A 22,418-nucleotide genomic window follows, 5' to 3' on the forward strand; every position below is an offset into this window, starting at 1 on the left:
CCGTACCCTGGGGGTCATGAGTTCTGCGAGTCCCGGAATCACGCCAGCCGGCAGTCCGACGATCACCGAGTCCGGTGTGCCGGCAGGTGGCAAACGTGTCCTGCTCGCGAAGCCTCGCGGCTACTGCGCCGGTGTCGACCGCGCGGTCATCGCCGTCGAAAAGGCACTCGAGCTCTACGGCGCTCCGGTGTACGTGCGCAAGGAGATCGTGCACAACCGGCATGTCGTGGAGACCCTGCGCGAACGCGGGGTGATCTTCGTCGACGAGACCTCCGAGGTGCCGGAAGGCGCGCTGGTGGTGTTCTCCGCGCACGGCGTCTCGCCCGCGGTGCACGCCGAGGCGGCCGAGCGCAACCTGCGGACCATCGACGCGACCTGCCCTCTCGTGACGAAGGTGCACAAGGAGGTCAACCGGTTCGCGAAGGACGACTACGACATCCTGCTGATCGGTCACGAAGGCCACGAAGAGGTCGAAGGCACCGCCGGCGAGGCTCCTGACAAGGTGCAGCTCGTCGACACCGCCGAGGACGTCGACAAGGTCGAGGTCCGCGACCCCTCGAAGGTCATCTGGCTTTCACAGACCACCCTTTCGGTTGACGAGACCATGGAGCGCGTCGACCAGCTGCGGGACAGGTTCCCCGGTTTGGCCGACCCGCCCAGCGACGACATCTGCTACGCCACCACGAACCGCCAGGTCGCGGTCAAGGCCATGGCCGCCGAATGCGACCTGGTGCTGGTGGTCGGCTCGACGAACTCGTCCAACTCGAAGCGTCTGGTCGAGGTCGCGCTGAAGGCTGGGGCGCGCGCGTCGCACCTGGTCGACTTCGCGCACGAAGTCGACGAAGCGTGGCTCGAAGGCGTCGAGACTGTCGGTGTCACGAGTGGTGCTTCGGTGCCTGAGGTGCTGGTCATGGACCTGCTGGCGTGGCTGGCCGAGCGGGGCTGGGACAACGTCGACGAGGTCACCACGGCGAACGAGAAGATCGCGTTCGCGCTGCCGCACGAGCTGCGGAAGGCCGCCAAGGCCTGAGCCCCCCGAGACGAAAAGGGCCGTTCGAGGAACTCCTCGAACGGCCCTTTCTTCGGCTTAAGCGCTGGTCAGAGGCTTAGGCGAGAGCAAAGGTCCCTTGCTCACCGCTCGTCGTCCCAGGGGCGGGAGCGGCGGGGCGGCTGGCCACCGCGGCGCGGATCGTCCGCCCGCGGCGGGCGGCGGCGCGGGGCACCGGGAGCGCTTTCGCCACGGGGGTCGCGCCGGCGGGGTTCGCCGTCTTCGGGTGGCCGCGGCCGCCGGGGCTGACGTCCCGGGGGCGGCGGTTTGCGGGCGCCGGGTTCGGCGTCGCGGCGAGGACGGCGTTCGTCGTCGACGGGACGGCGGCGCGGCGGCGCGTCATCCCGGGGCGCACCCCGGCGCGAGGGCGGGGGCGGGGTCTGGCCGCTCCGGGCGGGCGGACGGCCCCTGCCCGCAGCGGGCTTGACGGGGGGCTTGCCCTCGTCGCGGCGTTCCGGCTTCGCACCGGACTTCAGCTTCACCGGGGCGTCGGGATCGCGTTCGCGGTAGATCCGGAAGATGCCGATCGCCAGGGTGACGCCGGTGGTGATGGCCATCGTCGGGAAGCCGTTGATCAGCGGCTGGCCGACGTCGAAGGCTCTCGAAAGCAGGTCCGTGCCCTTGCTGCCGTCCGAGGTCAGGAGGATGACCCCCGGGACGGTCACGGCGAGGACCAGGGGCGGCTGCACCATCGGGCCGAACAGCCCGCGGCGCTGCACGGCCACCACGGCGGCCACCGCGCCGAGCGCGTAGCACGCCTTGAACAGCAGGCCCAGGTCCTTCTGCATCATCATGTCGACGAAGGCGCCAAGGATGGCGAGCCCGAAGCCCACCAGGACGGCCGCCCACCAGGGCAGCCCACGCCTGGCGCCGACGAGGGGACGCTCGTCCCAGGCAACGGGAACGTCGTCGGCATCAGGATCGCTCTGGCGATCGCGAATCGCGGTCACAGGCCCCACCGTATATCCAAGCTGCGGACATACCGCCAACAGGCGGTATGTCTATCGCCTGGTAGTGGTCATTCCGGACCACCCGGACGGACTGCCCGGGCTCTTCCTGGAGGGAGTACGAGCGGGGCCGCGACAAGGTTGTCAGGTGAGCCGAAACGGAGCCTCCGGTTCCGTAACCGCAGGTGGTGAGGGCTCTGCCTGGGTCGCCTCGTGAGTGGTAATGACGGTTCTAACCGTCATTACCACTCACGAGACGGGGAGGCGCGATGCCGGTGTCTTGGGTCCGCGGCAAAGTGTGAAGGCCGAGTTTCCTCGGCTGAGCCGAGGGAAGGGGTCCTTCACGCGCAGCTGTTGTGACTGCTGGTGCTTGTGGGCCGTCTGTGGCGGTCATCGAGTCCGTGAAGGCCCCCTTGAGGGACCCAGCGTCCCTCAAGGAGGCCTTCACGGACCACGCTTGGGGTCAGCTGCACAGGGGAGATCTAAGGCACAGGTTGGTGCTGACCGTCATCACCACTCACGAGGCGGGGAGTTCGTCCGCCTTCCTGATCAGTGGCACCGGCGCCGGACTGCCCGCCGCGTCCGTCAGCGGGGAGACCGTGCTCCGGAAACTCTCGAGTGCCTCCAGTTCGCGTCGTCGTGCCGAGATGAAGCGCTGCAGGTGGGTGCTCGACAGGTTCAGCGCGTCGACCGCGTTGCCCGCGGCCCGGTGCGCGGCCGCGGCACCCGCCCGGACCTGCTCGACGTCCTCGACCAGTGCCCGCTCGGTCGCCGCGAACAGCGCGGCGGAAGCCAGCACGGCGAAACCGGTCGGCCCGCAGAGGAAGACCCGCCGGTCCAGCATCCAGCGCAGCAGCTCCGGATCGGTGTCCAGCGCGGCCACCACGGCGGCGTCGGACGGGACGAACATGATCGTCCCGTAGATCGCGTCGGCCCAGCGCTGGTAGCCCTTGCCCGCCAGTTCGGCCGCTCGCGACCGCAGTTGCCGGACGTGGACGCGCAGCGCGTCGAGCCGCTCTTCCGGGTCGTTGGTCTCGACCGCTTCGGCCCAGCAGGCCATGCTCGCCTTGGCGTCGACCGGCACCGTCCGCCCGCCGCCGACCCGCAGCACCATGTCCGGTTTCGCCGCGCCGCCGCCTGCCAGGTCCGTTTGCAGGGTGAAGTGCAGCTCCTCGCGGAGCCCGAGCGCGCGGGCGGTCTCCAGGAGCACCTGTTCGCCCAGTTCACCGCGGCCGCTGATCGAGGCGAACGCCACTTCGTACCGGCGCAGCGCGAGCTGCTGCTGATCCAGCTTCGACCGTTCGGCGGCGACCAGTTTCGCCGCCGCGTCCGCCCGCCGCATGCCGTCGTTGTACAGCCGCCACAGCAGCGCGACGGCCACGAGCAGCAGCAACGCGAGCACGACGGCCGCGGTGGTGATCACCGTCGCCACCGGTACCTCCCCTTCGGATCCGAGTCGGGGGACATCATGGCGGAACCCACCGACAAAAACGGAGCGGCGCGGTCGCGCTCCGTATCTGACCTGCGCCGTCCCCGGCGTGTCGGAAACCTCGGCCGCACCAAGGGCGCGCCTCCGCTCTCCGGCCGGTGCGCGGCCCTACCTTGGGCTGCGTGAAGCTCCTGCACACGTCCGACTGGCATATCGGCCGCACCTTCCACGGCGCCGATCTGCTCGCCGAGCAAGAAGCCGTGCTCGGTCACCTCGCCGATCTCGTGGTCGCCGAGTCGGTCGACGTCGTGCTCGTGTCCGGGGACATCTACGACCGCGCGGTGCCCTCGGCGGAGGCGGTCCGCGTGGCCACCACCGCGCTGGGCAGGCTCCGTCAGGCCGGGGCCCAGCTGGTGATGACGCCGGGCAACCACGACTCCGCGCCGCGGCTGGGCGCCTTCGCCGAATTCGCCGCGGCGGGCGGACTGCACCTGCGCGCCACGATCGACGGCTTGGCCGAACCGGTGCTCCTGCCCGACGGACACGGCGAAGTCGCGCTCTACGGCATCCCGTACCTCGAACCGGAGCCCGCGCGCCACGCCCTCGGAGTGCCCGAGGCCCGCGGCCACACCGGCGTCCTCACCGAGGCGATGCGGCGGATCCGGGCGGATCTCGCGACGCGGCCTTCCGGGACCCGGTCCGTGGTGCTCGCGCACGCCTTCGTCACCGGTGGCGAGCCGACCGAATCCGAGCGGACCATCGCGGTCGGCGGTGTCGAGCAGGTGCCGGGTTCGGTGTTCGACGGCGTCGACTACGTCGCGCTCGGCCACCTCCATGGCCCGCAGACCCTCGCCGAGCACCTGCGCTATTCGGGCAGCCCGCTGGCGTACTCGTTTTCCGAGACACGCCAACGGAAATCGGTGTGGCTCGTCGACCTCGACGCCGAAGGCCTCGCCGAGGTCCGGCGCCATGAACTGCCGGTTCCCCGGCAGCTCGCGACGCTCCGCGGCGAACTGGCGGATCTGCTGGCCGACCCCGAACACGACGGTCTCACCGAACATTTCCTCTCCTTCACCATCACCGACCGGGTCCGCCCGATCGACGCCATGCGCAAACTGCGGGAGCGGTTCCCCCACGCCGTCCACCTGGACTGGCAGCCGGAAGGCGGGCACGACGGCGCGGCGCTGAAGTACGCCGACGCCGTCCGCGGGCGATCCGACGTCGAGATCACCCGTAGCTTCCTCGAAGACTGCCGTGGTTCGGCGCCGTCGGAGAGCGAGGAACGCCTGGTGCTGGCCGCTCTCGGCGCGGCGGGCAGGGAGCGCGAAGTATGAGGCTGCACCGGCTGGAGGTCGCCGCTTTCGGCCCGTACGCGGGCCGCGAGGTGGTGGACTTCGACGCGCTCGGCGCCGACGGGCTGTTCCTGCTGCACGGCGACACCGGCGCGGGGAAGACGACGCTGCTCGACGCCATCGCGTTCGCGTTGTTCGGCACGGTCCCCGGCGCTCGCGGTGAGGTCAAGCGGCTGCGCTGCGATCTCGCCGAGCCCGACCAGGTCACCGAGGTCGTCCTCGAACTGACCGTGCAGGGCCAGCGGATGCGGATCGCGCGCAACCCCGAATACCAGCGGCCCAAGCGCCGCGGCGAGGGAATGACCGTTCAGCAGGCGAAGGCGGTGCTGAACTGGGTCGGGACGGTGCCCGCCGGGCATGTCGCCGAGGGCATCACCCGGATCGACGACGTCGCGCGCACGGTCGAGCGGCTCATCGGGATGACGCACGAGCAGTTCTTCCAGGTGGTGCTGCTCCCGCAGGGCGAATTCGCGCGGTTCCTGCGTGCGAGCACGGCCGAGCGGGAGGAACTGCTGGAGCGGCTGTTCGGCACCGAGCGCTTCGCGTGCGTCGAAGACTGGTTCGCGAACCTGCGCGCCGAACGCGGCCGTGAGCTGCAGGCGCGGCAGCAGTCGTTGCGGGAGTGGGTCGCGCGGTTCGCGCAGGTCGCCCAGCAGGAAGCGCCCGAAGAGGGGCAGGCCGAGTGGGTCGAAGAGGTCCTCGCCGAATCGGCTGAGCGCGTCGCCGTGGCGCGGGAACGGGAGAGCAAGGCGAGGACGGCGGCGAAGACCGCCGAGGCGATCTGGCAGGAGAACCGGACCACCGCCGAGCGCATCCGCCGGGTGCGGACCGCGTACACCCGTCTTTCGGCCATCGCCGAGCAGGCCGAGCAGCGCGCGGAGTGGGCAGAGGAGGTCGAGGCGGCCCACCGTGCGGCGGGCGTGGTCGCGGAGGCCGATCTCCTCGAACGCAGGCTGGCTCAGCTCGCGGAGGCCGAAGCCACCGAAGCCCTCCGGGCCCGTGAGGTGCCCGACGCCGCGGACGGTTCCGCCGCCGAGCTCCGCGCTCGCGCCGGCGGGGTGCGGGAGGAGGCCGGGGCACTCGCCGGACTCGTGGCGGAAAGTGAGCAGCAGCAACGGGATCTGGTTCGCCGAGAGCAGCTGAACGCGGCCGTGGAGAAGGCGAAGAAGCAGGCGGAGGAGTTCGCCGCCGAACTCGATTCCGCCCCGGAAAAGGTCGCGGCCTTGCGCGCCGAGGTGACCGCCGCCGCCGAAGCCGAAGCGAAACTCGACGGTGCCCGCGTCCGCGTCGACGAGCTGACCACCCTGCTCCGCGACGCCGACGAGCTGCCCAAGGCCCGGCAGGTCGTCGAGCGGGCGCGTGCGACGGTCAGCGAGGCCGTGGACCTCCACCAGCAGGCCCGTCAGCACCGCCTGGACCTGCGCGAGCGCCGCCTCGACGGGATGGCCGCCGAACTCGCCGCCGGGCTGCACGCGGGCGAGGACTGCCCGGTCTGCGGCGCGACCGAGCATCCGGCGCCCGCGAAGCACACCGGCGGGCTGGTCGATCCTGAAGACGAACGTCGCGCCGAACTCGTGGAACAACAGGCCGACGGGCGGCGCGAGAAGGCGAAAGCCACGTTGCTGGAAGCCGAAAACCGGCTGACGGCCCTGGTCGAACGGCTCGGTGAGCACACTGCGGAAACACTGCGGACCGGTCTCGGCGAGGCGCGCGAGCTGGTCGCGTCGCTGTCCGAGAAGGCCGGTCGCAAGCCCGCGCTCGAAACCCGGCTCGTCACGCTGGAACGGAACATCGAGCAGCTGACCGAACGCCGCCGCACCGCCGAGCGGAGCGCGGTCGAGGTCGAGACCGAGGTCAGGGGCCTCACGGAACGGCTGGCCGAACGGGAACGACGGCTGGACAGCGCCCGCGGCGAGTTCTCCGACGTCGCCGCTCGTCGTCGGCACCTGCTGGGCTTCGCGGCCCGCCTCGACGCGCTCGCCGAAGCACGGCTCGCCGTCGCAGGTGCCAGGGAGCGCCGCGACGAGCAGGCGAAACTGGTCGAGGAAGCATTGCGGGCCAAGGGTTTCGCGGATCTCGACCAGATGCGTGCCGCGGCTCGGCCGGACGAGCAGATCACGAAACTGGAAAACAGCCTCGCCGACGCGAAGGTGATGGAGGAGACCGAGCGGCGCGCGCTGGCCGAACCGGAACTCTTCGGCATCTCGCCGGAGGACGAGATCGACGTCGCCGCCTCCGAAGAAGCCGCGCGGGAAACCCGGGGCGAGGCCGAGCAGGCCCTCGTGGCGCTGAGGACGGCCACGACCCGGCACACGGACTTGACCGGGCTGGCGGCGCGGATGACGTCGATGATGGCTGACCTGGCGCCGGTCGAGGAGCGGTACCTCGAACTGAAGGCGCTGGCTGAAGTCGTCAACGGACGCGGGCAGAACGCGCGAAAGATGTCTCTGCGCTCGTACGTCCTGGCGGCCCGGCTGGAGGAGGTCGCGGTCGCGGCGACCGCCCGCCTGCGGACGATGAGCCAGGGCCGCTACTCCTTCGTGCACTCGGACGCGGCCGGTGCCCGCGGTACTCGCGGCGGGCTCGGACTCGACGTGCTCGACGATTACTCAGGCACCGTCCGGCCCGCGAAGACCCTGTCCGGCGGCGAGTCCTTCCTCGCGTCGCTCTCGCTGGCGCTGGGCCTCGCCGACGTCGTCGCCGCCGAAACCGGCGGAGCGCTACTGGACACCCTGTTCATCGACGAGGGCTTCGGCACCCTGGACGCCGAAACGCTCGACATCGTCATGAGCATCCTCGACGAGCTTCGCGCCGGTGGGCGCGTGGTCGGGCTGGTCTCGCATGTCGAGGAGTTGCGGCAGCGGATCCCGACCCGCCTGCGGGTCCGGAAGGCGCGCACCGGGTCGACCGTGGAGATCCACGCCGCCTGACCCGGGTCGCCGGTGTTATGAACGGGACTTTCATTGCAAAATTTGCAATGAAAGTCCCGTTCATAACACGCGCGCGGGCAGAAATCAGGCGGCTTCGTGGGTCAGCAGCCACTGCTTCGCGGGCACACCCCATCGGAAGTTCCCCACCGCGCCGCCGGTCCGCACCACCCGGTGGCAGGGCACGAACAGCGCCGCCGCGTTTTTCGCGCACGCCGAAGCGGCCGCCCGCACGGCTGACGGATTCCCCGCCAGCGCCGCGTATTCCGCGTAGCTCACCGGCTCACCGGCGGGCACCTTCCGCAGGATTTCCCAAGCGTGCTCCCGGAAAGCGCCGGACCGCTGCCGCACCTCGACATCGGCGACCGCGTCCAGGTCACCGTCGTGGTACCGGCGGATCGCGGTGCTCACCGGCCCGAGGTCTCGCCGCTGCTTGACCTCGCCGGGAGCCAGTGACGGCGAGATCAACGGCGTCAGTTCGCCGACGTCGCCCGTCCAGCCCGAGGCGAGTACGGCTCCGTCACCCGCCACCACGGCGGTGAACGGGCCGATCTTCGTGTCCATTGTGGACCAATACGCGATGCTCATCATCTTCCCTTTCAAGCGCGCCACAGGTACATGCCGGCGTACGAGGACCAGGGCTGCCAAGCCCGCCCGCGTTCGGCCAGCGTCTTTTCGTCGTCGGCGATTCCCAGCGCGGCCGCCCCTCGGCGCAGCGCCGGATCGCCGGTCAGCAGGACGTCCGGCGCGCCGAGGACGCGCATCAGGACGTAGTCCGCGGTCCGGGGCCCGATCCCGGGAAGTTCGAGCAGCTCCGCCCGTAATTCCACCGGGTCACGGCCGACGTGGACCGCGACGCCGTCCGCCAGCGCCGCGGCCACCGCGGCGATCCGGTCCGGACCGTGTTCGGCGACCTGGGCCGCCGTCGGGAACACCGTGGTCAGTCCTTCCAGTGACTCGTCGCAGCTCGGCACGCGCTCGCCGAGGGCTTCGGCGAGCGAGGCCGTCTCGGCCGGGGACAGCATCGCGCGAAGCACGAGTTCGTCCCCGTCGACCGCGCCCGGCACCCGGATCCCCGGGATCGCCTCGACCAGCGGCGCGAGCGCCGGGTCGGCCCCGAGGACCCGGGTGACCGCTTCGGGGTCGGCGTCGAGGTCGAGCAGCCGCCGCATCCTGGCCACCGCGCTACTGAGATCCCGCAGATCGGTGAGCCGCAGGTCGCAGAGGACGTGATCGTCCTTCGTCGTCAGCCGCGCCGCGCCGGTGCCGTGGGCGAGCCGCAGCGTGCGGGCATAGCCGGTCACCCCGGACTCGTCGCGCGTCACGTGCTCGACGCCGGGGACGGCCCGGTCGGCCAGGAAGTTCAGCACGCCGTCCGCGTCGAACGGCTTACGGAACGGCAACCGCAGGCTGAGCCGGGTCCCGGTCGGCGTTTCCTCGGTCTTACGGCGTCCGCGACGCAGGCTCGCGGCCCGAAGCTGCGAAGGCGTCGTCGCGAAGACCTCACGGATCGTCTCGTTGAACTGGCGGACGCTGGAGAAGCCCGCCGCGAACGCGACGTCGGTCAGCGGAAGCCCGGACATCTCGATCAGCAGCCGCGCGGAGTGCGCCCGGTGTGCCCTGGCCAGCGCGAGCGGTCCGGCGCCGAGTTCCGCGGTGAGGACGCGCCCCAGCTGACGTTCGGAATAACCCAGCCGTCGTGCGAGCCCCGGGACACCGTCGCGCTCGACGGTCCCGTCGGTGATGAGCCGCATCGCCCGCGCGGCGAGGTCGGCCCGGATGTCCCAGTCGGGCGAGCCGGGAACGGCGTCGGGGAGGCAGCGGCGGCAGGCGCGGAAGCCGTTGGCCTGTGCCGCGGCGGACGTCGGGTAGAAGCGGACGTTCTGCTGCTTCGGCGTCGACGCGGGGCAGGACGGGCGGCAGTAGATCCCGGTGGTGCGGACGGCCATGATGAACTGTCCGTCGAACCGGGGATCACGGGCGGCGACGGCGCGGTAACACCGTTCGGTGTCGCGCCATACGGCCCGTTCGGCCAGGGTCTGCTCGGTCATGTCTTCGATCGTGCCACCAGGTCGAGGGCTCGGCTGGCGGAAATCCGACACCGCGATCAAGCCCTCGGCGCCCGCCGCCGGACGCGGGAGCGGGTGGCACGTAGACTTCTGGCCCGTGAGTCTCACCCTCGGTATCGTCGGCCTGCCCAACGTCGGCAAGTCCACCCTGTTCAACGCGCTGACCCGCAACGACGTGCTCGCGGCGAACTACCCGTTCGCGACGATCGAGCCCAACGTCGGCGTCGTCCCGCTCCCGGATCCGCGGCTGGACGAGCTCGCCAAGGTCTTCGGCTCCGAGCGCACCGTGCCCGCTGTCGTGTCCTTTGTGGACATCGCGGGCATCGTGAAGGGCGCGTCCGAGGGTGCGGGGCTCGGCAACAAGTTCCTCGCGAACATCCGCGAGGCCAACGCGATCTGCCAGGTCGTCCGCGTCTTCGACGATCCGGACGTGATCCACGTCGACGACCGGGTCGATCCGGCGAGCGACATCGAGACGATCAACACCGAGCTGATCCTCGCCGACCTGCAGACGCTCGACAAGGCACTGCACCGGCTCGAGAAGGAGGCGCGGACCAAGAAGGAAGCCAAGCCCGCCCTCGACAACGCGGTCAAGGCCAAGGAGATCCTCGACGCGGGCCGGACCCTGTTCCAGGCCAGGAACGAGGTCGACTTCGAGGCGCTGCGCGAGCTCAGCCTGCTCACCACGAAGCCGTTCCTCTACGTCTTCAACGCCGACGAGGGCATCCTCACCGACGAGTCCCGTCGCGAAGAGCTGGCCAAGATGGTCGCCCCCGCGGACGCGGTCTTCCTCGACGCCAAGGTCGAAGCCGAGCTGCTGGAGCTGGACGACGAGGAGTCCGTGCGCGAGCTGCTGGAGTCCGTCGGCCAGCACGAGCCGGGCCTCTACTCGCTCGCGCGGGCCGGCTTCCACACCCTCGGCCTGCAGACCTACCTGACCGCCGGTCCCAAGGAGTCCCGCGCCTGGACGATCCCGCAGGGCGCGACCGCCCCGCAGGCCGCCGGCGTCATCCACACCGACTTCGAGCGCGGCTTCATCAAGGCGGAGGTCGTCTCGTACGCCGATCTGATCGAGCACGGCTCCATGGCCGCCGCCCGGTCCGCGGGCAAGGTGCGCATGGAGGGCAAGGACTACATCATGTCGGACGGCGACGTGGTGGAGTTCCGCTTCAACGTCTAGTACTGCGATACCGGACCCAGCGCTAGAGAACGGCCCGCAGGAACGCCACGAAGCCGGCGATCCCGAAGAGCGCCAACCCGCCAGTCCAGATCCGGTATGACCGGATCTGGATCACCCGGCGACGGCTCCGGCCTGCGTTCCGTGCCCTGACTTCGCCCGTCGCGAAGATCTCCTGCCAGCCATGCTCCTGTTCGATGCGGTGCAGCAGCAGCGAGTCGGTTACCTCGTTCTGTCGCTGGCGGAGCAGCAACTGGATCGACATCGCCGACACAGCCACGGAGAGCAGACCGGCTACAGCGGCCGCGAAGGATGTCGACTGCGATCCGTAGGCGAGCGACAAGAGAAAGGACTGCGCCGTCAGGGACAGAGCCGGTACCTGCCACATCAGCGTGTCGAAGGCCTGACGCCGCGTGGCGAGGATCTGGTACTGGGTGATGGTCGTCGGTGAGGCTGCGGGCGGCGGGTCCTGTCTGTCGGGCGAAGGCGTCACCGAATCAGAATGACAGCTCAGGTGAATCTCGTGAGTGGTAATGACGGTTCTAACCGTCATTACCACTCACGAGCCCGCGCTACTTCCGCAGCAGGTTGTACGCCGCCGACCCGATCAGCTCCAGCGAAACCTGAAGCCGCTCAAGCGAAACGTTGTCCTTGATGGTGTCTTCCGGCGTGTGATAGGTCGGCTCCAACAGCGCCGGGCCTGTCTCACCGCGCCAGCTGAAGTTGCCTGACGCGATCCCGCGTTCGAAGAACGGCACGTGGTCGCTCGAACCGCGCGCGACCGGGCCCTTGACCCGCGGGTCGTAGCCGAGCCGTTTGGCGGCGGCGTTGACGGCCGCGGTCGTGGCGTTGTCGGCACCGTCGACCGAAAGCAGCCAGTAGGTGATCGCCGGGTCCCAGCTGGTGGCGACCATGTCGTTCTGGAAGCAGCCCGCGATCCGCTTCGCCTCCGGGTCGGACAGCTGCGAGACGTAGTGCCGCGAACCGATCAGCCCGTACTCCTCCGAGCCCCACAGCGCGAACCGCAGCGTCTTGTTCGTCGGCAGGTACCGCAGCACGCGCGCGAGTTCCAGGCACAGCACGGTGCCGCTGCCGTCGTCGTTCGCTCCCGGGGAGCCGGGGACGCTGTCGTAGTGCGCGGTCACCATGACCACGCCGTCGTCCTTGCCGGGGAAGGTGGCGGGCCGCTCGGCGATGATGTTGTGCGACGTCAGGTTCTTGTGGTGGACGGCCGACGCCTTGACCGTCACCGGGCCCTTGGCGAGCCGCTCCCGCAAGCGTTCCACCTGGACCTGGGCCAGGCCCAGCACCGGGATGGTCACCGGGGTGGCCAGCGTGGGGGAGAACGCGGACAGCTTCCGCGCCGGGTCGGCGCCGATCCGGCCGAGCAGGACGGCGACCGCACCGCGCTGCGCGGCCGTCAGGTAGGCGTCCGCCTTGTTCGCCACCGCCGCGATCAGCACGATCTTGCCGGTCAGATCGTCGGGCAGGGTGGTTCCGTCACCGGCGTCGACGACGACCGCCTCGCGCGTGACGTCCTGCGCGCCCTGCGGCGACGAACCGGTCTGCCAGCTGTCGCTCCCGACCGACAGGCCGCCCAGGAACTTGTCGGCGATCGGGAACGGCTGCACGGTGACCTGATAGCGCAGGTCACGCAGGACCTTCACGATGTAGTCCTTGGCGCGCAGTTCGCCCTCGGTGCCGGCGATCCGGGGGCCGATCCTGTCGCTGAGCACCCGCAGATGCTCCAGCGCCCGCCGCGACCGGACCCGCGCGACCACGGGATAGTCGCCGAAGTCCAGCGACGGCGGGAACTGCGCGCCCGGACGCTGCTGCGTCGCCGCGGCGGCGGTGCCGGGGTTCAGCCCGATCGTCGCCGCGCCCGCCAATGCCACCGCGCCCGCGAGCACCTCACGCCTGCGCAGACCTGCCATGGAACACCCCTCACTTCTCGAAGAACCTTCGTTCGAGTAGCTAAGAGACGCGGGGCCCGGAGAGCAACCTCCGATCGTCCCCTTTTTCCGGTTCAGCGCACGGCCACCCGGCGGTAGGCATGGGAGACGGCGGCGACGCCGCAGGCCGCGGCCGCGATCACCCCGCCGATCAGCAGCGCGGTCCCGGCGAACGGGCCGAAGTCGCCCACGTCGGCGAGCCGTCCCCAGAACGAGCCTTCGAGCAGGGCGCCGACCAGGATGAACACCGGTGCGGCGACGCCGAGGAAGAGGATCCAGCGGAACCGGGCGGACAACGTCAGGACGAGGATCCCGGTCACGCCGAGGATGAACGGGCCGGGCGGGACGTCGGGAAATCCGGGGACGCCGGAGACGATCTGGACAATCAGGCCGGCGACGCCGAGGAAAAGGAAGAAGGCGTTGGCGACGGCCGCGGTGGAACGGTTCATGGTGGATCTCCTCACTGGTTCGGATGCCACTGAAGAGTCCCGTCCGCCGGCCGTGCGGCGCGTCGGCCCGGAAGCGGCAATCCGGTCTACGCGGACCTGCGTAGGGGCTCGCCGAGGACTTCGGTGAGCTCCGCCGAAATCGCCGTCACCAGCGCTTCTCCGAACACGCAGAGCGTGTACTCCCACGGATGCCCGAACGTGCCGAGCCGGAAGTCCGGCGTGAGGTAGATGTAGTAGTCGCCGTCCGGGAACGGGCTGAGCGGCCAGTCCTTCGCGGCGGTCGGGAACCGGTACGCGTCGTGGTGCCAATCGAGCGCGTACAGCTCGTCGGCGCAGGCGGTCAGGCCCCGTCGGACCACGGAAACCAGCCGGTCCAGCCGGTACTCCGGGTCGTCGTCGAGGGCGGTCAGGCTCCAGGTCACCGAACCCGACGGCTCGCTGATCCCTGGCCACTGGAACCGGTCCGTGCTGGGCCGGAAGGCGAAGTCCGCGTAGAAGCGGTGCCACACCTGGCGGTGTTCGGAGTATCCGAGGGTCTCGACGCTCACCCAGGCAAAATACGCGTCGAGCGTGCTACCAGAGTGGTATCATCGACGGTATGGCCATGACCCTGAGGTTGAACGACGAGCAGGAGCGCGCTCTCGCCTTGCTGGCCGAGGCCGACGGCGTGAGCAAGCACGAAGCCACGGTCCGTGCCATCACCGAGGCCGCCGGGCGCCGCGTTCGCGACGATCGTGTCCGGGCGCTGTCGAAGGACGGCCGAGAGCGCTATGCCGCTCTGCTCGACCGTCTCGCCCAGTGATCGAGTATCTCACCGTCGAAGACCTCCTGACGCTCGCGGAAGATCTCCGCGTGCCCAAGGTTCGTGACCTAGGGCTGCTCGACTCCGCCGCGCACCGGCCGCAGGCTTCGGTGATGGGCCGGGACGCGTATCCGACGCTGCACGAGAAAGCCGCGGTCCTGCTGGAGTCGGTCGTACGCAACCATCCGCTCATCGACGGCAACAAGCGCCTGGCCTGGATGTCGACGTTCGTCTTCTACGGGCTCAACGGGCACGACCTCGACGCACCGGAAGACGACGCGTACGACTTGGTGATCGCGATGTCCGTCGGCTCGCGCGGCTACCGGGAAGCCGCGCCCGAACTGGCGGCGTGGACGAGGGTAACTTCGGACGGGTGAAGCCTTTGAGCCCCGACATGTTCGCGCCCGGCTGCCCGTCGAATCTGTCGCCGTTCCGGATCGGCGACAAGTGGGCGGGCCTGGTCGTGCTGTGCCTGGAAGAGGGGCCGCGCCGGTTCTCCGAACTACGGGTGCCCTTGAAGGGAGTCACGTCGAAGGTCCTCACGGAGACCCTCAGGGCCCTGGAGCGCGACGGCATGATCACGCGGACGGCGTACGACGAGACGCCGCCGCGGGTGGAATACGAACTCACCGCACTCGGCCGGACGCTGTTCCCGGCGATGGAGGCATGCCGCGAGTGGGCGGCTAAGCACCTTCCGGAGCTTGTCGCCGCCCGTGAGGCGTATTCGGGATGAAAAGCTAGCCGAGGAGGCCCAGTACGACGATCGCCAGCAGCGTGATGGCGGTGGCGAAGACGGTCACCCAAGCACGCTGCGCGGCGGTGATGGAGGCGTTGTTCACGGCGGTTCCCCGGGGGAGAGAAGCGACAGGTCCGCCGGGAACAGCGCGTTGATCAGCCTCCGCGTTACTTTCGCGGGGTCGGTGTGATCAAGATCACTGATCGTGCTGGTGATGCCGCTCGCGCGCCGTGTACCAGAGCACCCCGGCCGCAGCGGCCACCATCGCGCCGAATGCCGAGAACCCCACCACGATCGCCTGCGTCATCACTCGTCCTTTCTCGTTGTTCCTTACTGGAAGGACGTCCGAGAAGCGGCGACGTGGCGCGATCGTCGCGGACGTCACATGCCGTCGAGTACCCCGTCGATCTGCGAGGCAAGCGCGAAGTCCTTCTCCGTCAGCCCTCCGGCGGAGTGGGTGCTGAGCCGGAACGTCACCGTCCGCCAGCGGATGTCGATGTCGGGATGGTGGTCGGCCGCCTCCGCCAGTTCGGCCACCTTGTCCACCGCTTCGATGGCCTTCGGGAAGCTCGGCAGCTTCGCCGTCCGCTCGATCGTGACGCCGTCGCGCGTCCAGCCGGAGAGCTTCGTCACGGCTTCGTCGGCCTGTGTGTCGTTCAAGATTTCCGCCATGACTCCATGGTGGTACGCCGTCGGCTACGCTGCACGTTTGCCACGGGTCCCCCCTTGAAAACGTAGGAGGCTAGATGAAACGCGCCCTCCGCACGCTCGTTGCGGCTGGCACGGTGGCCGCCCTCGTCGCGGGCTGCTCGCTCTCCGGGAACTCGGGAGAGGGCCCGCAGGGGCCGACGACCGTCACCCTGGTGACGCACGATTCGTGGCTCGCCCCGCAGGACGTCCTCGACGCGTTCGAGCGGCAGTCCGGGATCAAGATCGCCGTGCTCAAGCAGGGTGACGCGGGCGCGCTGACCAACAAATTGGTGCTGACCAAGGCGAATCCGATCGGTGATGTCGCCTACGGCATCGACTCGACGTTCGCCTCCCGCGCGCTCACCGAGGGTGTGTTCGAGCAGTACACCAGCCCGGAGGCCGATCGCGGCCCCCAGCGCTACTCGATCGACCCCGAGCACCGGCTCTCCGCCGTCGACCTCGGCGACGTCTGCGTGAACATCGACACCCGGTACTTCGCGGACAAGGGGATCCCGGAGCCGAAGTCGTTCGCGGACCTGGCCGACGCCAAGTACAAGGACCTGATGGTCGCCGAGAGCCCCGCGACCTCGTCGCCGGGACTGGCGTTCCTGCTCGGCACCATCGCGCAGTTCGGCGAGCAGGGCTGGCAGGGCTACTGGTCGCAGCTGAAGGCCAACGGCCTCAAGACGGTCAGCGGCTGGGAAGAGGCCTACACCAAGGAATTCTCCGGTTCCTCCGGTAAGGGCCCGCGGCCGATCGCCGTCTCCTACGCGTCGTCGCCCGCCGCCGAGATCGGCGAAGACGGCAAGCCGCGCACGAAGGCGCTGCTGGACACCTGTTACCGCCAGGTCGAGTACGCGGGCGTGCTGGCGGGCGGCAAGCAGGTCGAGAAGGCCCGCAAGGTGGTGGACTTCCTGCTGTCCCAGCAGTTCCAGGTGACCGTGGCGAGCAACATGTACGTCTACCCGGCCCGCCAGGGTGTCGAACTCCCGCAGGGCTGGGCGCAGGCCGCGCCGTTGCCGCAACAGCCGAAGACGCTCGAACCGGCCAAGATCCAGGCCGGGCGCGAGCAGTGGATCGCCCAGTGGCGCACGCTGTTCGAAGGCTGAACACCGCCAGGCTGACTTCCCGTGGCGCCGGGCTGGCCGCACTCGCCGTGCTGCCGCTCGGTTTCCTCGTGGTGTTCTTCGCCTGGCCGGTCGCGGCGATCATCGGCCGGGGTTTCGGCTCCGGCGGGGTCGCCGCGGCCATCGGTGAACCGCTGACCTGGAAGCTCGCCGGGTTCACCCTCGCCAGTGCCGGGGCTTCGACGGTCGTCGCGGTGCTCGCCGGCCTGCCGGTGGCGTTCCTTCTCGCACGGGTGCGGCTGCCGGGGGTGGCGCTGGTCCGGACGCTCGTGCTGGTGCCGTTCGTGCTGCCGACCGTCGTGGTCGGCCTCGCCTTCCGCGCGCTCTGGCCCGACGGCGGGCTGCTGCCCTTGGTGCTGGCCAACGCTTTCTTCAACGTCGCCGTCGTCGCGCGCACGGTTTCCGGGTTGTGGAGCCATCTCGACCCGCGCACCGTGGACGCTGCACGGGCGCTCGGCGCGTCGCCGTGGCGTGCCTTCCGCACGGTGACGCTGCCCGCGCTCGCGCCCGCCATCGCGTCGGCCGCGGCTGTTGTGTTCCTGTTCTGCGCCACCAGCTTCGGGGTCGTGCTCATCCTCGGCGGGGCGAAGTACCGGACGCTGGAGACGGAGATCTACCTGCGCACGGTCGAACTGCTCGACCTCTCCGGCGCGGCCGCGCTGTCGCTCGTGCAGTTCGCGGCCGTGGTCGCCGCGCTCGTCGTGGGCGCGCTCGCCAGGCGCCGCCGCGAGAACGCGGTGCGGCTGCGGGCGCGGAGTGAGACAGCCCGCCGTCCTCGCGGGGGCGAGTGGTGGGCCGCCGGAGCGGGGCTGGCGGTGATCGCGCTGCTGATGACGCCGATCGTGACACTGCTCGTCGAGTCCGTGTCCACTTCGGACGGTTGGAGCCTGGCGGGGTACGAAGCCCTCGGCAGCCGGGGAACCCGTGGTGCGCTCCAGGTTTCCGGCTGGGACGCGGCTTCGATGTCGCTGCGGACGGCGTTCGACGCCACGCTGCTCGCGATGATCGTCGGGGTGCTGGCCTCGGTGGTGCTGGTGGCGTTGCGGCGCACCCCGGGCAGGCTGGCGCGGGGGATGGGCGAGACGATGGACGCCGCCCTGATGCTGCCGCTGGGCGTGTCCGCGGTGACTGTGGGGTTCGGCTATCTCATCACGCTCGACGCGCTTCCCGGTGACCTGCGGACGTCGCCGCTGCTGGTCCCGCTCGCCCAGGCGCTGGTGATCATCCCGCTGATCGTGCGGATGGTGCTGCCGGTGCTGCGTTCGGTCGACGTCCGGCTGCGGCAGGCCGCCTCGACGCTCGGTGCGAGCCCCGCACGGGTGTGGCGGGAGATCGACCTCCCGCTGACGGCGCGATCGCTGGTCGCGGCGGCCGGTTTCGGTTATGTGGTCGCGCTCGGCGAGTTCGGCGCGACGAGTTTCCTGGCCAGGCCGGACGCGCCGACGTTGCCGGTCGCCGTCGCGACGCTGATCTCGCGGCCGGGCGAGCTGAACAACCAGATGGCCTACGCGGCCTGCGCGCTGCTCATGATCGTGACCGTGGCGGCGGTGGTGCTGATCGACCGGTTCGGCGCGGTCCGCGGGCAGAATTCGGTAGGGGAGTTCTAGTGTCGCTGTCGGTACGGGATCTGACTGTCCACTATGGATCTTTCGCCGCGGTGAAGGACGCCCGGCTGGACATCGCCGACGGCGAGGTGCTGGCCCTGCTCGGTCCGTCCGGTTCGGGGAAGTCGACGCTGCTGCGGGCCATCACCGGGCTGGAGCCGCTGACCTCGGGCACGGTACGCTGGGACGGCGATGACCTTTCCGGCGTGCCGGTGCACCGGCGGGGGTTCGGGCTGGTGTTCCAGGACGGGCAGCTGTTCCCGCACAAGGACGTCGCCTCGAACATCGCGTTCGGTCTGCGGATGCACGACGTCCCGCGCGCCGAGCACACCGGGCGGGTCCGCGCGCTGCTGGACCTGGTCGGGCTGAGCGGTTACGAGCGGCGGCGGGTGACCGAGCTTTCCGGCGGGCAGGCGCAGCGAGTGGCGCTGGCCCGCGCGCTGGCGCCGGAACCGCGGTTGCTGCTGCTGGACGAGCCACTGTCCGGTTTGGACGCCGGACTGCGGGAACAGCTGGCGATCGACCTCGCGGCGTTGTTGCGGCGCAGCAAGATCACCGCGCTGCTGGTCACGCACGATCAGGAAGAGGCGTTCACGCTGGCCGACCGGGTCGCCGTCCTCGACGACGGTGAGATCCGCCAGGAGGGCGCGGTGCGCCGCGTCTGGCGGCAGCCGGTGGACGAGGGAGTGGCGCGGTTCCTCGGCGTGACGACCTTCGTCGACGGCGAGGCGTCCGGCGGCACGGTGCGGACCGTGCTCGGCGACGTCACGCTTCCCGACGTCAAGGACGGCCCGGTCCGGCTGGGACTGCGGCCGCACGGTCTGCGGGTCGCGGAGAACGGGGTCGAGGGTGAGGTGACGGCGGTGGTGCACCGGCGGGAACACGTGCGGCTCGTCGTCGCACCCGGCGGGGATCTGTCCACTGTGGACGCCGTCGCGCCGGTGACCGCCGATCTGCGCCCCGGTGACACCGTCCGGCTCGCTCTGGACCCGGACGGCGTCGCCCACCTCCCGCGTTTCGTCCTCTGAACGCGGTAGTTGGGTACACGAACTACCGCATCCAGAGGACGAAACGCGGGAGTGGCGTCACCCGTCCCGCGTGGTGAGCCTCGCGTAGGCGATCGAGAGCCCGATGGCGATGTAGCAGGCGGCGCGCAGCGCGCCCTCGCCGAGCATCGCCGTGTCGAGGGGGTCCATCAGCACCGAGGCCGGCGCCTGCGCCCAGTTCTCGTTGAGCAGGAACGGATGCAGCCACGAAACCGCGTCCAGGAAGCCGAGGATGGTGAACACGATCGTCCCGGCCAGCACCGAGGCGACGACCAGCATCGGGTGTTCGGTGAACGCCGAGATCGCGAGCGCGACCGCGCCGACCGCCCACAGCTGCAGGATCACCCACGCGGCCACGAGCAGGATGCGGCCCAGCGCGTCCCAGACGCTCAGCGTCGAGCCGGTCAGGGTGAACATCGAATCGGTGCCGCTGATGACGAGCCCGGTGACGAAACCGGTGAAGGTCATGGCCAGTACGGCGATCGTCGAAACCGTCGCGACGCCGAACGCCTTGATCGCGAGCAGCCTGCCCCGGCCGACCGGGGCGATCAGCCAGCCCCGCAGCGTCCCGTGCGCGGCCTCGCCGGCGATCGCGTCCGCCCCGGCCATCGCCGAAGCGAGCGGAAGCAGCAGCCCCAGCGTCATGGTCAGTGCCGCCACGGGGAGGATGAACCCGTTGCTGACCGCGGAGGCGAGCAGTGCGCCGTCCCTGTCGCCGCCACCGCCGCCGCTCGTCTCCGCCGGGTCGACGAGCGTCAGCGCGACGCCGATGATCACCGGGATCAGCGCGAGCAGGCCCAGTACGGCCAGCGTGCGGGGCCGCCGGAAGATCCAGCGGAGTTCGGCGCGGTACAGCCGGAGCAGGCCGACGCTGTCCTGGCCCGTCCTCGCCGCGGGTGCCGCGGCCAGAGCGTGGGTCACGACTCCCCCTCACCGTCTACAGTGGACTCCGGCTGGGTCAGCCGGGCGAACAGGTCTTCCAGTCCGGTCCGTGCCCTGGCGGCCTCGTGCACGGCCACCCCGGCCGTGACCAGATGCCGCAGCACATCGGGAGCTTCGGTGGCGGTGAGGTCCACGCGGACGCCGTCCGGGGTGAGCCTGCTGCCGATCCTGTGCTCCCGCAACGTCTCCACCGCGAGTTCGGCGTCCGGCGTCCGCACCAGCAGTGCCGCGTTCCCCGACTCCAGCAGTTCCGCGAGCTCGCCCTGGGCGATCACGTTCCCCGACTGGAGCACCGCGACATGCGTGCAGGTCGCCTCGACCTCGGCCAGCAGATGCGACGACACCAGCACGGTGACGCCGTCGGCGTGCAGTTCACCGATGATGCGCCGGATCTCCCGTGTCCCGGCCGGGTCGAGGCCGTTGGTCGGCTCGTCGAGCACGACCATCCGCCGTGGCACGAGCAACGCGCTCGCCAGTCCCATCCGCTGCTTCATCCCCAGCGAATACCCCTTGTAGCGCCGGTTCGCGGCGCCGCTCAGGCCGACCCGCTCAAGCGCCGCGTCGACCGCTCCGGGGATCCCGGCCGAAGCCAGCCTCGGTTCGGCCGCGGCCGCGCGCAGCAGGTTCTCCCGCCCGGAAAGAAAAGGGTGGAAACCCGGTCCTTCGACCAGTGCGCCGACGTCGGGCAGTGCGTGCGCCGCCTCGTCGGGCATCCGCTTGCCGAAGAGTTCGACCTCGCCCTCGGTGGGGCGCACGAGGCCGAGCAGCATCCGGATGGTCGTCGTCTTGCCCGAACCATTGGGGCCGAGCATCCCCAGCACGGCGCCTTCGGGAACGTCGAGGTCGACGTGGTCCACGGCCACCGTGCGGCCGTAGACCTTGCGCAGGCCCCTGGTGCGGGCCGCCATGGGTACCGCCGGAGCGGACGCCTCCTGGGAGACGTCCGCCCCGGCTTCGAACGTGGTGGTCACTTCGCGGCCAATGCCTCGAAGAGGACCTGCTCCGGCACCGCGCCGACGGCGTACCGGCCGTCGTCGGTCAGCACACCGCTGCCGACCTTGGTGGTCACCAGCCAGCCGCTGCCCCATGCGCCGCTGACCGGCTTGGCGAACCGCGAAAGCAGCGCCTTCGGGTCGACCTGGCGGCCTTCCCCGTCCTTGGCGCTACCGGCCTTCGCCAGCGCGTCGGCCGGGATCTTGCCGGTGATCGCGGTGTCCCAGCCGTCGCCGACGACCTTGGCGTCGTTCTTCGCCTGCTCGGCGAGCTCACGGCTCTTCGGGTCGACCTCGGCGGTCTTCTCGGTCACCTTCGCGCCCTTCGGCGGGGTGAACTCGAAGTTCGACGCGGGCTGGTTCGCGAAGTTGATCTCGCTGAACGAGACCTCGAACGCCGGCGACGCGGTGCCGTTGGCCAGCACCGTCAGCCGCAGCGGCAGCCGCGTCTGCGAGTCGACCGCGACGCGGATTTCGCGCAGGAGCGTCCGCTCGGTCGGCTTCGGCGTCAGCACCAGCTCGTAGGCTGAGCGGTTGGCCACCGCCGACGTCCCGTCGACGGCGATCGTGCTGCTCTCGCGCACCTTGCCGAGCAGTTCGGCGGCCGCGGTGGCCGGGTCGACGGCCTGACCCTCGACGGCGTCCTTGTGCTCCTTGGCCAGTTCCGGCGGGATGGTGATCTTGGTGGCGGAGTTGTCCTTGGAGTTGTACTCCCAGACGGTCTCGCCGTTCTTGACGATGGTCTGCTGGGAGGAGCCTTCGGTCAGCGAAACCTTGCTCTTGCCCGCGCCGTCGGTCGAGACCTGCGCCGAGTCGATGCTGAGCGCCGACACACCGGGCAGCGTGCTGCCGATCTGCGGCAGGCCGAGGTCGTTGCTGACCTTGACCTTCCCGTCGAACGACGGCGGCTTGGCGTTGAGCGTGGACTGCACCAGCTCCTCGGCGCTGATCTGCGGCAAGACGGGCGCGTCACCCGCGGTGGCCGGCATCGCGACGACGGCGAGCCCACCGACACCCAGTGCCGTCCCCACCACCGCCGCGGTGAGGGCCTTCCTCTTCGGATCCATGCTGTCTCTCCCTGTTTCCCCGAACCCCAGTGTGCTCGGGTCTTGGCGACAACGCTTCCCCG

At 70.2% G+C, this 22,418-nt stretch carries 22 protein-coding genes; 10 read left to right on the top strand and 12 right to left on the bottom strand.

Annotation, left to right across the window (positions count from 1 at the left end):
• Window positions 1-16: 16 nt before the first annotated feature.
• Window positions 17-1,030, top strand: coding sequence for a 4-hydroxy-3-methylbut-2-enyl diphosphate reductase (locus tag SD37_RS06315; RefSeq protein WP_037306513.1), 1,014 nt, complete (start codon window positions 17-19; stop codon window positions 1,028-1,030).
• A gap of 101 nt (window positions 1,031-1,131) precedes the next feature.
• Here SD37_RS06315 and SD37_RS06320 read toward each other — a convergent pair whose 3' ends face one another.
• Both SD37_RS06320 and rmuC read right to left on the bottom strand, forming a co-directional pair.
• Complete coding sequence (locus tag SD37_RS06320; protein ID WP_044852256.1) at window positions 1,132-1,998, bottom strand: DUF6542 domain-containing protein; 867 nt, start codon at window positions 1,996-1,998, stop codon at window positions 1,132-1,134.
• Between the two features lie 514 nt (window positions 1,999-2,512).
• Window positions 2,513-3,427 carry a DNA recombination protein RmuC gene (gene rmuC, locus SD37_RS06325; protein WP_037306517.1) on the bottom strand — a complete coding sequence of 305 codons (915 nt, stop codon included), beginning with the start codon at window positions 3,425-3,427 and terminating at the stop codon, window positions 2,513-2,515.
• Window positions 3,428-3,606: 179 nt separating this feature from the next.
• Between rmuC and SD37_RS06330 the strand changes: the two genes are divergently transcribed.
• Together SD37_RS06330 and SD37_RS06335 are read left to right on the top strand one after the other, a co-directional pair.
• Window positions 3,607-4,758: an exonuclease SbcCD subunit D gene (locus SD37_RS06330; RefSeq protein ID WP_044852257.1), complete on the top strand. Its 1,152-nt coding sequence runs from the start codon at window positions 3,607-3,609 to the stop codon at window positions 4,756-4,758.
• A complete protein-coding gene (locus tag SD37_RS06335) occupies window positions 4,755-7,706 on the top strand; it encodes an AAA family ATPase (RefSeq protein WP_044852258.1) in 2,952 nt (983 codons plus the stop codon). The genes SD37_RS06330 and SD37_RS06335 overlap by 4 nt, the downstream gene beginning before the upstream one ends.
• A gap of 84 nt (window positions 7,707-7,790) precedes the next feature.
• Here SD37_RS06335 and SD37_RS06340 read toward each other — a convergent pair whose 3' ends face one another.
• Window positions 7,791-8,291: a methylated-DNA--[protein]-cysteine S-methyltransferase gene (locus tag SD37_RS06340; RefSeq protein ID WP_044852259.1), complete on the bottom strand. Its 501-nt coding sequence runs from the start codon at window positions 8,289-8,291 to the stop codon at window positions 7,791-7,793.
• An 11-nt stretch (window positions 8,292-8,302) separates the two neighbouring features.
• Window positions 8,303-9,754 (bottom strand): DNA-3-methyladenine glycosylase 2 family protein, encoded by a 1,452-nt coding sequence (locus SD37_RS06345; protein ID WP_044852260.1) that lies wholly within the window; start codon window positions 9,752-9,754, stop codon window positions 8,303-8,305.
• A gap of 115 nt (window positions 9,755-9,869) precedes the next feature.
• On the opposite strand from SD37_RS06345, the gene ychF reads away from it, so the two are divergent.
• Window positions 9,870-10,952 carry a redox-regulated ATPase YchF gene (ychF, locus tag SD37_RS06350; protein ID WP_044852261.1) on the top strand — a complete coding sequence of 361 codons (1,083 nt, stop codon included), beginning with the start codon at window positions 9,870-9,872 and terminating at the stop codon, window positions 10,950-10,952.
• Between the two features lie 22 nt (window positions 10,953-10,974).
• On the opposite strand, the gene SD37_RS06355 is transcribed toward ychF, so the two are convergent.
• The 4 genes from SD37_RS06355 to SD37_RS06370 all read right to left on the bottom strand — a co-directional run bounded on the left by SD37_RS06355 (window position 10,975) and on the right by SD37_RS06370 (window position 13,898).
• Window positions 10,975-11,442: a hypothetical protein gene (locus tag SD37_RS06355; protein WP_065912755.1), complete on the bottom strand. Its 468-nt coding sequence runs from the start codon at window positions 11,440-11,442 to the stop codon at window positions 10,975-10,977.
• 79 nt (window positions 11,443-11,521) lie between these two features.
• Window positions 11,522-12,883 (bottom strand): M20/M25/M40 family metallo-hydrolase, encoded by a 1,362-nt coding sequence (locus SD37_RS06360; protein ID WP_044852262.1) that lies wholly within the window; start codon window positions 12,881-12,883, stop codon window positions 11,522-11,524.
• A gap of 92 nt (window positions 12,884-12,975) precedes the next feature.
• The gene (locus SD37_RS06365; RefSeq protein ID WP_044852263.1) at window positions 12,976-13,350 is read right to left on the bottom strand and encodes a hypothetical protein; all 375 of its coding nucleotides are present in this window, start codon (window positions 13,348-13,350) and stop codon (window positions 12,976-12,978) included.
• Window positions 13,351-13,436: 86 nt separating this feature from the next.
• A complete protein-coding gene (locus SD37_RS06370; RefSeq protein WP_044852264.1) occupies window positions 13,437-13,898 on the bottom strand; it encodes a DUF2716 domain-containing protein in 462 nt (153 codons plus the stop codon).
• A gap of 50 nt (window positions 13,899-13,948) precedes the next feature.
• Here SD37_RS06370 and SD37_RS06375 point away from each other — a divergent pair, with 50 nt between their 5' ends.
• From SD37_RS06375 to SD37_RS06385, 3 genes are read left to right on the top strand one after another with little or no spacing between them, the layout of a single operon-like run.
• Window positions 13,949-14,152 carry a hypothetical protein gene (locus SD37_RS06375; protein ID WP_037306526.1) on the top strand — a complete coding sequence of 68 codons (204 nt, stop codon included), beginning with the start codon at window positions 13,949-13,951 and terminating at the stop codon, window positions 14,150-14,152.
• The gene (locus SD37_RS06380) at window positions 14,149-14,529 is read left to right on the top strand and encodes a type II toxin-antitoxin system death-on-curing family toxin (RefSeq protein ID WP_044852265.1); all 381 of its coding nucleotides are present in this window, start codon (window positions 14,149-14,151) and stop codon (window positions 14,527-14,529) included. Before SD37_RS06375 ends, SD37_RS06380 begins: the two co-directional genes overlap by 4 nt.
• A 17-nt stretch (window positions 14,530-14,546) precedes the next feature.
• Window positions 14,547-14,885: a winged helix-turn-helix transcriptional regulator gene (locus SD37_RS06385; protein WP_044852266.1), complete on the top strand. Its 339-nt coding sequence runs from the start codon at window positions 14,547-14,549 to the stop codon at window positions 14,883-14,885.
• Window positions 14,886-15,269: 384 nt separating this feature from the next.
• Here SD37_RS06385 and SD37_RS06390 read toward each other — a convergent pair whose 3' ends face one another.
• Window positions 15,270-15,560, bottom strand: coding sequence for a 4a-hydroxytetrahydrobiopterin dehydratase (locus SD37_RS06390; protein ID WP_037306529.1), 291 nt, complete (start codon window positions 15,558-15,560; stop codon window positions 15,270-15,272).
• Between the two features lie 74 nt (window positions 15,561-15,634).
• Between SD37_RS06390 and SD37_RS06395 the strand changes: the two genes are divergently transcribed.
• Genes SD37_RS06395 through SD37_RS06405 form a run of 3 tightly spaced genes read left to right on the top strand, consistent with a single transcriptional unit; the run spans window position 15,635 to window position 19,337 of the window.
• On the top strand, window positions 15,635-16,687 hold the full coding sequence (locus tag SD37_RS06395; protein WP_044852267.1) for a thiamine ABC transporter substrate-binding protein: 1,053 nt from the start codon (window positions 15,635-15,637) through the stop codon (window positions 16,685-16,687).
• Window positions 16,688-16,698: 11 nt separating this feature from the next.
• Complete coding sequence (locus SD37_RS06400) at window positions 16,699-18,312, top strand: ABC transporter permease (RefSeq protein WP_201788892.1); 1,614 nt, start codon at window positions 16,699-16,701, stop codon at window positions 18,310-18,312.
• On the top strand, window positions 18,312-19,337 hold the full coding sequence (locus SD37_RS06405; protein WP_044852268.1) for an ABC transporter ATP-binding protein: 1,026 nt from the start codon (window positions 18,312-18,314) through the stop codon (window positions 19,335-19,337). Before SD37_RS06400 ends, SD37_RS06405 begins: the two co-directional genes overlap by 1 nt.
• Before the next feature lie 57 nt (window positions 19,338-19,394).
• Here SD37_RS06405 and SD37_RS06410 read toward each other — a convergent pair whose 3' ends face one another.
• From SD37_RS06410 to SD37_RS06420, 3 genes are read right to left on the bottom strand one after another with little or no spacing between them, the layout of a single operon-like run.
• On the bottom strand, window positions 19,395-20,276 hold the full coding sequence (locus tag SD37_RS06410; RefSeq protein WP_044852269.1) for an ABC transporter permease: 882 nt from the start codon (window positions 20,274-20,276) through the stop codon (window positions 19,395-19,397).
• Complete coding sequence (locus SD37_RS06415; protein WP_044852270.1) at window positions 20,273-21,268, bottom strand: ABC transporter ATP-binding protein; 996 nt, start codon at window positions 21,266-21,268, stop codon at window positions 20,273-20,275. Before SD37_RS06415 ends, SD37_RS06410 begins: the two co-directional genes overlap by 4 nt.
• A complete protein-coding gene (locus tag SD37_RS06420; protein ID WP_044852271.1) occupies window positions 21,265-22,356 on the bottom strand; it encodes a LolA family protein in 1,092 nt (363 codons plus the stop codon). Before SD37_RS06420 ends, SD37_RS06415 begins: the two co-directional genes overlap by 4 nt.
• Window positions 22,357-22,418 lie beyond the last annotated feature (62 nt).

Source organism: Amycolatopsis orientalis, assembly GCF_000943515.2.
In the GTDB taxonomy this organism is placed as follows: Bacteria; Actinomycetota; Actinomycetes; order Mycobacteriales; family Pseudonocardiaceae; genus Amycolatopsis; species Amycolatopsis orientalis.

Excerpts from the sequence above, each read along its gene's own strand:
- SD37_RS06315 (WP_037306513.1), top strand. The coding sequence starts at position 17 with ATGAGTTCTGCGAGTCCCGGAATCACGCCAGCCGGCAGTCCGACGATC.
- SD37_RS06335 (WP_044852258.1), top strand. The coding sequence starts at position 4,755 with ATGAGGCTGCACCGGCTGGAGGTCGCCGCTTTCGGCCCGTACGCGGGC.
- SD37_RS06340 (WP_044852259.1), bottom strand. The coding sequence starts at position 8,291 with ATGAGCATCGCGTATTGGTCCACAATGGACACGAAGATCGGCCCGTTC.
- SD37_RS06345 (WP_044852260.1), bottom strand. The coding sequence starts at position 9,754 with ATGACCGAGCAGACCCTGGCCGAACGGGCCGTATGGCGCGACACCGAA.
- SD37_RS06360 (WP_044852262.1), bottom strand. The coding sequence starts at position 12,883 with ATGGCAGGTCTGCGCAGGCGTGAGGTGCTCGCGGGCGCGGTGGCATTG.
- SD37_RS06365 (WP_044852263.1), bottom strand. The coding sequence starts at position 13,350 with ATGAACCGTTCCACCGCGGCCGTCGCCAACGCCTTCTTCCTTTTCCTC.
- SD37_RS06375 (WP_037306526.1), top strand. The coding sequence starts at position 13,949 with ATGGCCATGACCCTGAGGTTGAACGACGAGCAGGAGCGCGCTCTCGCC.
- SD37_RS06385 (WP_044852266.1), top strand. The coding sequence starts at position 14,547 with ATGTTCGCGCCCGGCTGCCCGTCGAATCTGTCGCCGTTCCGGATCGGC.
- SD37_RS06390 (WP_037306529.1), bottom strand. The coding sequence starts at position 15,560 with ATGGCGGAAATCTTGAACGACACACAGGCCGACGAAGCCGTGACGAAG.
- SD37_RS06395 (WP_044852267.1), top strand. The coding sequence starts at position 15,635 with ATGAAACGCGCCCTCCGCACGCTCGTTGCGGCTGGCACGGTGGCCGCC.
- SD37_RS06420 (WP_044852271.1), bottom strand. The coding sequence starts at position 22,356 with ATGGATCCGAAGAGGAAGGCCCTCACCGCGGCGGTGGTGGGGACGGCA.